Origin of the sequence: Noviherbaspirillum sp. (assembly GCF_036846085.1) — a bacterium.
GTDB lineage: Bacteria > Pseudomonadota > Gammaproteobacteria > Burkholderiales > Burkholderiaceae_D > Noviherbaspirillum.
On record NZ_DAIUCO010000202.1, the window covers coordinates 1 to 9,983 of the forward strand.

General features: G+C 57.9%; 8 protein-coding genes. All 8 read right to left on the reverse strand.

Features of this window, described 5'->3' with window-relative positions; genetic code table 11:
• Nucleotides 1-1,788 (reverse strand): CocE/NonD family hydrolase (locus V7080_RS19430; RefSeq protein WP_334190047.1); only part of this gene is annotated, 1,788 nt, incomplete at its 3' end.
• 229 nt (nucleotides 1,789-2,017) lie between these two features.
• Complete coding sequence (locus V7080_RS19435) at nucleotides 2,018-3,601, reverse strand: ABC transporter substrate-binding protein (protein ID WP_334190048.1); 1,584 nt, start codon at nucleotides 3,599-3,601, stop codon at nucleotides 2,018-2,020.
• Nucleotides 3,602-3,828: 227 nt separating this feature from the next.
• Nucleotides 3,829-5,223, reverse strand: coding sequence for a CapA family protein (locus V7080_RS19440; RefSeq protein ID WP_334190049.1), 1,395 nt, complete (start codon nucleotides 5,221-5,223; stop codon nucleotides 3,829-3,831).
• A gap of 376 nt (nucleotides 5,224-5,599) precedes the next feature.
• Complete coding sequence (locus V7080_RS19445) at nucleotides 5,600-7,210, reverse strand: methyl-accepting chemotaxis protein (protein WP_334190050.1); 1,611 nt, start codon at nucleotides 7,208-7,210, stop codon at nucleotides 5,600-5,602.
• A gap of 235 nt (nucleotides 7,211-7,445) precedes the next feature.
• On the reverse strand, nucleotides 7,446-8,243 hold the full coding sequence (locus V7080_RS19450; protein WP_334190051.1) for a LytR/AlgR family response regulator transcription factor: 798 nt from the start codon (nucleotides 8,241-8,243) through the stop codon (nucleotides 7,446-7,448).
• On the reverse strand, nucleotides 8,240-9,316 hold the full coding sequence (locus V7080_RS19455) for a sensor histidine kinase (protein ID WP_334190052.1): 1,077 nt from the start codon (nucleotides 9,314-9,316) through the stop codon (nucleotides 8,240-8,242). The genes V7080_RS19450 and V7080_RS19455 overlap by 4 nt, the downstream gene beginning before the upstream one ends.
• A complete protein-coding gene (locus tag V7080_RS19460; RefSeq protein ID WP_334190053.1) occupies nucleotides 9,313-9,594 on the reverse strand; it encodes a 2TM domain-containing protein in 282 nt (93 codons plus the stop codon). Before V7080_RS19460 ends, V7080_RS19455 begins: the two co-directional genes overlap by 4 nt.
• Before the next feature lie 10 nt (nucleotides 9,595-9,604).
• Nucleotides 9,605-9,983 (reverse strand): DUF2306 domain-containing protein (locus V7080_RS19465; protein WP_334190054.1); only part of this gene is annotated, 379 nt, incomplete at its 5' end.

The following is a 9,983-nucleotide window of genomic DNA, read 5'->3' on the forward strand; positions in this document are numbered from 1 at the left end:
GATACGATGTCCGCGCTTGAACAGATTGCTGGTCGGAAAGGCGTCGATCTCGATGCAATACACTTCGCCCGGCTCCATCTGAGTCGGACGTTCCCATGAGTCGCGGTAGCGCGCGCGCAGGATGCCATCGGTGATATTCATTGCGAACCCGTCCGGAAAGTCTTCGTTGGCGGGATGAACGTCGATCAGTTTGAAGGTGAAGTCGGTATCGAAGCAGTTTGACGAAACCCACAGCGTCGCCTTGATCGGGCCGGTGACTTCCACATCTTCCTTCAGCGGCTCCGTTTCGAATACCAGCACGTCCGGTCGTTCGGCGAGCGGGCGGTAAGGGGGCTGCGAGCCGAACACCTTGGGCCCTTCGCGCTGATCGAATGCGCCGCCGAACATCAACGGTTCGCCGGATGTCACCGCGCCGCCGACAGTCGGCACCGGATTCCGCGGATCGTAGCGATACGTCATGCATGCGTCGTCCTCGTTCGGCTTCTGTGTCGAAACCGACCCGTCCGCCCGCAAGTAATACGGCGTCCAGCATGTATCGGGAAGAGGCCAATCGCTCTCCTCGCGCCAGCAGCCGCCGTGCATCATTCGGCCATCTGCGTTCTTGAGGCCGCTGCCGCCGCCCATGACAAACAGTTTGACCTTCGGCACTGTTACACCAGGCATGGCATCCTGTTTCAGGAAGCGATCGAACCATTCGAGCCGCAAATGCAGGTGGTCTTTTGCGAGATTGCCGTCGATTACCGCTTCCGGTCCGAAATCGACATCTCCGGCGTAGGACAGGAAACGGTTTCCATGGGTCCAGGGACCGAGAATCAGGCATACCGGCTTCTGTTTAAGTTTCGACAGGCCGACATAGTTTTCCGTCGCGGTACGGGAGTACACGTCGTACCACGACGACATGATCACCATGGCCGCGTCCGAAAACTTGTCATAGTAGCCTTCCGCATAGAGACCGGGCTGTTTCCAGTATTCGTCGAATGCACCCCGTTGCCATTGGTCGAACAGGTAATCTTCGTATTCGGGCGCAAGGGTCAACGGCGAGTTTCCCTGTCTCCACAAATGCGTCCGGTGCGCCCAGTCCTTGATGTCCACCGATTTGAGTGCAGTCAGCTTTTCCTGGTCGGACTTGACTGCCGGGCTTTCAAGCGCATACTTGAGCGCCCACGTCACTTGCTTGAGTTCGAAGGCGCCGCCTTGCCGGATGCCGCCTTGATAGGCATTCGAAAAGCCGCCGGAATCCATGAACATGGCGACGATGCCCGGTGCCTCCAGGCTTGCGAGCGCAGCCTGGGTATGCGCCGCGTACGACAATCCCTTCGTCCCGATGCGTCCGTTGCACCATGGCTGCTGAAGTATCCATGTGCAGGTGTCATAGCCGTCCTGACCTTCGCTGGTGTACTTGACAAACTCGCCCTCAGATTTATGCCTGCCGCGGCAGTCCTGATACACGACGACGTATCCGTGGCGCGCGAAGAAAGATGCCACCACGTTGCGCTCCATCGGAACTTCCATGCCCAGCGACCGCTCGCTCCTGCTACGGATATGCTTGCCGTATGGCGTGCGCTCAAGAATGACGGGAAAACGCCCCTCGACCGCTTTTCCGTTGCGCGACGGAAGATAGATGTCCGTTGCGAGAGGGACGTTGTCGCGCATGGGAACCATGATGTCCCGAACAACCGTGACGTCGTACTCGCCGGAGTGGGACTGTCCGCTGGAGTCGAAAGAAACAATACTGGAACTTAATGCGGAATGTGCAGTTGCGAAGCGCTTGAGATTCAGCGTTGACATGGTTCTCTTTCTACAGACTTTACTTTTGTGTGTCCGCGAGCCGAATGCGGTGAATGCCCTGCAGCTGGACACGCTGATGTTGACAACAGTTCTGTTGCCGGCGGATAAACGGCGAAGGCGGGCAGCAACGGATACAGCGCGGCGAAGGGGCGCTTTCGCGGTTACAGCACCTGGTGGAGGTGCCGTAACCGTTTCCATTGATTTCGCCGGGGAGGCCTGTTACGTGGCGTTACTTAGCGCTGGTTTCCCGAATGTTCATGGCGTGTGTAAACCCATCGCTGCGCGGCGTGATGGTCAACCCTTTCTTGAACGCCCACGACGCTTTCACGTGAATCAGCGGAATGATCGCACCATCCAGGAGGGCTTTCTGCGCTGCGGCCCGTTGCAGATCAGCGCGAGCCTTCTCATCCAGCGTGATCGCTGCCTTTTCGATCAGGGAATCGACTTCCTTGTTGCTGTACTGGCCGTAGTTATTGGCGCCGAAGCCGCTCTTTGCATCCACGGTATGGGAGACGGAAGAGAGCGGTTGCAGGGAATCACCGGTAACCGCGCCTGTGCCCACCATGAAGAAGCTGAACTCCGACGCGCCGTTGTCACCCTTCGTCGCGCGGCCGATGAAAACCGAATAGGGCATGGTTGACAGATCGACTTTCAAACCGATCTGGTTGAGCGACTGCGCCACCGCTTCGCACATTTTCGCGTCGTTCACGTAGCGGTCGTTGGTGCAATGCATGGTCATCTTGAAGCCGTCCGCATACCCTGCCTCGGCCAGCAGCGATTTGGCTTTTTGCAGATCGAAAGCGGGTAGTTTGAGTGCTGGGTCGTACCCGAAAAAGCTCTTTGGCACGTATTGGTTGGCAGCCTCTCCATCGCCCTTCATCAGGAACTTGATGATCCCGTCGCGATTGATGGCATGCATGATCGCCTGACGCACCTTTGTGTCGCGAAGCGGGTTCTTCGGCAGTGGTGCGCCGGTATTGGACTTGATATATGGAGAGTTGTCGCGGAAGTGGTCGAGTTGGATATAGTTGAGCATGTACGAGGTGGTCGATGCCATCTCGAACTTGCTGCCCTGTCCAAATGAATCCGCGACCTTCGATGTTGCGCCATCGATAAGGTCGACGGTTCCGGCCAGCAGCGCCGATGCGCGGGCCGGGTCACGGGGCAGGATTTGGAAGATGACGTTATCCCAAGGTTCCTTTGTTCCCCAGTAGTTGGCGTTGCGCGTGAAGGTGACCCGCTGGCCGTGTTCCCAGGTTCCGAACTTGTATGGGCCCGTACCGATCGCCGTCGCGCCTTTGGCGAAGCTTTCTTCGGGTACGTCCGTGCCCAGCGACTTTGGAATGATGGCGATCAGACTGAGGTTGTCCGCGAGATTCGGTTGTGGGCCTATGGTTTTGATGCGGATTGTCAGGGGGCCGGCGACAGTGACCGACTCGATGCCTTTGAGGTAGGTGCGGAAGGTGCGCGGTCCTTTGAGTGCAATCGCACGATCAATCGAATATTTGACATCGTCAGCAGTGAGGGTTGCGCCGTTGTGGAACGTGACGTTCGGGCGCAGCTTGAACTCCCAAGTGGTCTGATCAAGCGTATTCCACGAGACTGCCAGTGCTGGTTTCGGCCTGAGATTTTCGTCCTGCTCGACGAGGCCTTCATAAATATGCGCCCAAAGGTTTCGATTGGCGCCGCTCAGGACATGGGGGTCGGCGGAGGTGATATCGGACTTGAAGCCGATTTTCAGATCGGCCGCCACCGCGGGCAAACTGATCATACAGGCCGCTGCCATTGCTGCAATCAGGGCCTTGCCTTTCAACGTACTGCGCATTGTCTTCTCCTTTGGGTGTGGGTTAACGTATCGCCTATCGAGACAGTATATCGAACAATGAGACGACGTCAAATGTTTTTTTAGTTAATTTTTGACGCGTAAATGCGCGACGGCACAGGACGCCAGTGCGACGCAGGCGGCCGCCCGGCGCGGACGCGCGGGGCGGCGGAATGTGTGTGAAACGCGGGGGAAGTGGAGGCGACGAGCCGATGGAGTCAGTCTTCGGAAACCCGAATGACGCCGATGTCGTTAAGGATGCTTATTTTTGTGCCGTACGGCTCGGAAAGCCGCTGCAGTGTCTCGAGAATGCGTTTCGATGCACTCGGCGAGGCGATATGTGGAATGCCACGGTCCGCGTCCCGAGCGTTCTCCCAGTGCATTTCGATTGGATGGAGATAAATCTCCTTGAGATTCCCGGCTTTGTCGTATCGGTTGCGCGTGACGACGCTTTCATACCAGACCCGTTCGCCAAACACGCCTTTCACCCGCTTGTACTCGAGGAATTCCGCTTCAGTCATTGCGTAAGGATCGGTATTGCCTTTTTCAAATGCATCGCGGGTCAGCGGCTGCTGCGTGTTCTCCATGAAGAAGAAATTTCCGAGTGAGTAGAAAATCGGTTTCTTTTTGTAGATTTCGATACCGCGGAGACGGTGCGGTCCATGGCCGATGAATGCATCAGCGCCGTTGTCGATCGCCTGGCGCGCCAGTATCGGCAGGAAGTCCGGTGGGATCTCGCTGTAGTTTCCCGGTTCATGGGTATGCATGGTGACAACCGAGAAGTCGGATGTCTGCTTTCCCTGGCGGACGTTGCGCATTATTTCCGTCAGATCCTTCTCATGCATCGAGTAGGTGAATTCCAGCGATTCACCGATGCCCGGCTTCGCGCGGTACTGGGTGCCGAAAAGAGTGACGGTGCCGCTTTTCTGATCGGAAGCCATGATCGACGCCCGGACGGAACCCTTCGGCTGCGCATCGCGAATCTTTGCCAATTGTTCCAGATGCGATGGCGATACCAGCACGTAGCGGGTGGTTCGCAATGCATTGACCCCGGGGCGGCCGGGAATCTGCCCGAGCGGATCGGTCGCGCGTGACATTGCTTCGAACCGGGAAGCAATGGATACCAGGGAGATGCGTCCGGCGGAAATGCTGAGAAATTTGGGGGCGCGTGCTTCGGCAAGTGTTTCGCCTGTGCCGGCATGGACAATGCCGGCTTTCTCGAGCAGTGCGTCGGTCTGGCGCATGCCATTGACGCCCCAGTCGGTGGTGTGGTTGTTCGCACGCCCCATAAGGTTGAAACCCATCGCCTTCAGATCCTGAGGAACGCGTGGTGAGCTGATCAGCCATGAGCCGCCGGATTCCGCTTCCGGATAGCCGCCGAATGTGCGCAGGTCGATGGCAGTGCTTTCGAAGTTGCCGAAAGTGACGTGCGCGCCCTGAAGCAGGTCGATCAATTCGGGTGATTCCATCTTCAAACGTGGCGAAAGCACGTCATCAATCACCAGGTCGCCCACCGCGACGAGCGTGAAGCCATCCGGCACGTTGGCATCACGCCATGAAGGAAGCATTTTCCCGTCGGGAGAACTGCTGGTGTTCGAACCTGGATAATCCATCTGTATTCCTTTGCAAAAACGAGACTGCCGGAAACGACAATCTCAACTATCGGTCCGTATCATTATATGATACATCGTAATGTATAGTGATACACGATCCGCAGCCCGTAGCGCTTTGTTGTGAGATGAAGCGACTGCTCGTTACCGGTGGACAAAGCACGTCCCGCGTAGCATGGCGTTGCATTGCTTGTGAGTATCAACTCGACGTCAGACGGTTTTCGCCGCCGTACTGGCGCGATCGACCCGGAGACGCCGATGTAAGCCGGTGCGGTGGGTAACCTAGAACAGGCGCTTGCCTGTACAAACAAGTCGCTTCGGCGCAGGCCGCGCGGGGCAGTGTAGGATGGTTTCCATCGGAGCGCCCCTTGCCTTTGCGTCATGTGAGCTGCAGCCGCGGTGTCCGCAATCCGGGTTGCGCTTTGCTGTCGGCCTTGAATCGGGCGACCGTTTCCGTCAGATGATTTGCCTGATCCTGCAAAGACTTTGCCGCCGCCGATGCTTCTTCGACCAGTGCGGCATTCTGCTGGGTGACCTGGTCCATCTGGCTCACTGCCTGGTTCACCTGTTCGATACCGGCTTGCTGCTCGACGCTTGCCGATGCGATTTCGCTGATGATCCCGCTGACACGCTGGATGCTCGCCACCACTTCGTTCATGGTCGCGCCTGCCTGATCGACGAGGCGCGCGCCCGTATCGACTTTTTCAACGGAATCGCCAATCAAAGCCTTTATTTCTTTCGCAGCCGCGGCTGAACGCTGCGCCAGCACCCGCACTTCCGCGGCCACGACGGCGAATCCTCTGCCTTGTTCGCCCGCGCGGGCCGCTTCCACTGCCGCGTTCAAGGCCAGAATATTGGTCTGGAAGGCGATGCCGTCGATCACGCTGATGATATCGACGATTTTCTTGGCCGAGGCGTCGATCGATTGCATCGTGGTCACCACTTCCGCTACGACCGTGCCACCCCTGACGGCAACATCGGATGCGGAATTCGCGAGGTTGCTCGCCATGCGTGCGCTTTCGGCATTTCGCTTGATGGTGCCGGTCAGTTCTTCCATCGATGCGGCAGTCTGCTCCAGTGAACTGGCCTGGTGTTCGGTGCGCGCCGACAGGTCGAAGTTGCCGGCGGCGATCTGGTGCGAACCCGTACTGACCGATTCAACCGCTGTTTTGATGTTCGCCACCGTCTCCGCCAATACCGCCTGCATCGTCTTCATCGAATGCAGCAGGCTCTGCTGGTCGCTATGCTTGACCGCGATATCCATCGTCAGGTCGCCGGAAGCGATTTGGCGAGTGATTTCCACCGCGTAGCGGGGTTCTCCGCCGAGATCATTCAGAAGGCCCCGCACGATGACGGCTGCCACCAGCACGCCGGCACCCAGCGATGCGGCAAGGATCAGCATCAGGAGGAGGGTGGCGGATTCGATGCGTTCTTTCGCCATGGCTTCGTCTTCGGCAATGCGCTTGGTGGTCAGCGTGACAACCTCGTCCACTGCCGCGCGGTGGGCTGCATAGAATCCCTTCAGGCGCGCGGTTGCTGCGGTAACGGCGGCCTTATCGCCTATTTGCACGGCAGGAATGAGTTCATCGAAGGAGGCTGCATAGAAGGCGACGGCCGGTTGATGCGCCTGACGCAGGAAGATGTCGGCAAGATTGCTGTCCAGTTCCTCCTTCAGCCAGAATTCGTGACGCATGTCGTAATCTGCTTTCAGCGTCTTCAGTCTGGCAGCCAGCGCATCCTGCTCCGCCTTGTCTTCGCTCGCCGATAGCTGGAGAGTGACAAGGTAGGATTCGATAATGTATTCCGGGGGAGGCAGGACATCTGCGATCAGGTCTTTGCCTTGCACGATGCGCTGGTAGACCGGACCGTTGACCTTGAGGTCATTAAGTGTTTTGAAGGACCATGCGCCGTAGACAGCGAAGCCTAGAGTGAATAAACCTATCAGGATGCCAAAACGATAGGAAAGTTTAAGACTTCGCAATGCGTTCATATCGGTGTGCTCCGATGAGTAAATATAGGGATGCTTCTCCTAGGCAATATTTATAAGGGAAATTTTTGTATTGCACAATGAAACAATGTATTAAAAATTCTTTGTGGTGCAATTGACGCGGTCGCCACTATCGGTATTTACAAAATGTGAACGACCGTTCTGTTGATGGCGGATATTCAATTTTTCAAATCGCTGGAAATCGCGGGCTGACGCGTTTCGACTCTGCAGGACAATGTCACATCTGCCTGAATAGATGCGCAAACAATCGGCTGACCGGAAGCGATCGCGAATACCCGCGCAACCGGACGGTCAGCTTGCCGCTGTCGTCGCGCACTGCTGCTTCGATGCGGTGCGCATTGACGACCGTGCCGCGGTGGATTTGCCAGAACTGCCTGTCGTCGAGTTGGGGGAGCAGTTCCTTGAGGCTAGTGCGGATCAGCGATTCACTGTCGACGGTGACGACATTCACGTACTTGTCGGTCGCTTCGAAATAAAGTACCTCGGCGACCGGAATCATGCGGATCTGGTTGCCGACCGCCGCGCGGATGAAGCTCAAATGGTCCGTGCCGGCCGGGGAGGGTGGCACCAGCGAACGCAACTGATCGACGATCCGTGCCAGTTCCTGCCCGCGCTCCTGTGTCTGGCCGAGACGCGCCTGCAGCCGCGCCACCGTCTTTTCCAGGCGTGCGTCGCTGACCGGCTTGAGGACATAATCGGCGGCTGCGTGGTCAAATGCCTGCAACGCATACTCGTCATAGGCAGTCACGAAAACCACCAGCGGGAAGGGCGTGCCGTCCGGCCAATCCTCCGCCAGTTCCTGCGCAGCTTCCAATCCTGTCTTGCCCGGCATCTTGATGTCGAGGAAAAGAATATCCGGTCGCAACGCCAGCGCTTCCCGCACGGCCGCCACGCCGTTCTCCGCCACGCCGCTGATCTGCAAGGCCGGCCACAAGTGCTGCAGCGCCTGCACCAGCGCGTAAGCCAGGACCGGTTCGTCTTCCGCAATCAATGCGCGTACGGATGTGTTTGTCATAGCGGCAGGGTGAATTGGGCGATGGCGCCCTCGGGATGATTGGGCGTCAGGGAAAATGAGGCGTTACCCTTATACAGGGCTTGCAGTCGTTCATGCAGGTTGGCCATGCCGACAAGGGTGCCCGAAGTGGTGCCGGCACCGCGCAGGCCAAGACCGGTGTCACGCACTGTCAGTATCAGCGACGAATTTTCCTTTATCGCCTGCACGTCGATGTGGCCGCCTTCGATCTTCGGTTCGATGCCGTGCTTGATGGCGTTTTCCACCAGGGGCTGCAGCAGCATCGGGGGAAGTGTTCGGTCGCGCAATGCGTCCGGAAGATGCAGTGCATAGGAAAGACGTCCGCCAAGACGGACTTTCATCAAGCCGAGATAGGCTTCCATCAATGCGAACTCCTGTCCCAGTGTGGTCTGCTCCGCGCGCGACGACGACAGCGTGGCGCGGAGATAAAGAATCAGCTGGTCGAGCATCTGCTGCGCGCGCGGCGGGTCGATCGCGATCAGTCCCTGCAGGTTGGCCAGGGTATTGAATAGCATGTGGGGTTCGATTTGCGCCTGCAGCAATTGCAGTTGTGCCTGGACCGCCTGCTTCTCGACGGCGGCGGCTCGCGCCTTTTCGGCTTCGGCTTCCGCCGTGAGATGGGCGAGCGTGCTGCGGTTCCAGAAGAACCAGGTGATAAAGAGGCTTATCAGCAAGGTTACGACGATATAGCCTGTCGGATTTTGGTGGTGTGCTCTGACAAAATTGTCGGCCGGGATACCGGATAGCCGCGCCGCGACGACGTGCCCGAGTTGCTGCGCCGCCGGCAACGCCGCCACGACCAGCAGGATGAAAGGAATCCTGGGCGGTTTGCCTAATCCCCACAGCAGCAGGCGGCCGCCATCGACGAAGGTTACAGCCAGGATGCCGATGCACATCGAGACCAGAAAGTTGGTGCCGAAGCTGCTGTTCACCCGCAATACATACGTAATGATGAGTGCAATGGCCAGGTTGAAGACGGCGGTAATCGCTACGTCGATGGCAAAGCGGCGCAGACGCGGATAGGGATGTTCTACCGATTCAGAAAATAGATTCATTCCGGGAACGCGTCGAGCTGTTTTTTCATTTCATTGTCGATCATGCGCTGCTTCCAGCCGGCCTTCGCGCCATGGAGAAATACCGCCAGCCCGTGGAATAGTAACCCGATTCCCCAGCCGAATAACGGAAACATGGCCCACGGCCGGCCGGCGCCCTGCGTGAGATTCAGCAGGAACAACCCGGTGTTCACCACGAGGAAGACCGACAGGTGGGTATAGAAGCCAAGCTTGCGCTCGACCGCGCGTTTGACGTTCCGGTATTGGATGGATGTGTCCATGTTCTTCTCCTTAAATTAGACCAACTGAATGCCAGACTAGGTAGCCGAGGCGGCGCTGCGGGAGCAATGTGAATGCGCCGGCGATGACCAGGCTGATATAGGTGGCCATCATGCCGCGCCGGTGGGCCCGGATATTGCCGCGCATGACGGCATAGATCGCCATGCTGACACCAACGATGACGGCGATTGACAGAAGGTGAATCGGCGAGAAATCACCGTTTCGCCGGATCCAGAACGAGATAATGGCTGCGCCGAGCATCAGGGCAACCCACGTACGTCCGAACAGGCGATGCAGTCGTGTGCCTTTTTTCATCAATAGCGTCGCGCCGCCCAACGCCACGGCGGCCAGCAGGACGGCAGCCAGCACGGCGCAACCGGCATCGCGCCGG

What these genes read in the sequence shown, in the direction of transcription:
- V7080_RS19440 (WP_334190049.1), bottom strand. Translation starts at nt 5,223, where the DNA reads ATGGATTATCCAGGTTCGAACACCAGCAGTTCTCCCGACGGGAAAATG.
- V7080_RS19445 (WP_334190050.1), bottom strand. Translation starts at nt 7,210, where the DNA reads ATGAACGCATTGCGAAGTCTTAAACTTTCCTATCGTTTTGGCATCCTG.
- V7080_RS19450 (WP_334190051.1), bottom strand. Translation starts at nt 8,243, where the DNA reads ATGACAAACACATCCGTACGCGCATTGATTGCGGAAGACGAACCGGTC.
- V7080_RS19455 (WP_334190052.1), bottom strand. Translation starts at nt 9,316, where the DNA reads ATGAATCTATTTTCTGAATCGGTAGAACATCCCTATCCGCGTCTGCGC.
- V7080_RS19460 (WP_334190053.1), bottom strand. Translation starts at nt 9,594, where the DNA reads ATGGACACATCCATCCAATACCGGAACGTCAAACGCGCGGTCGAGCGC.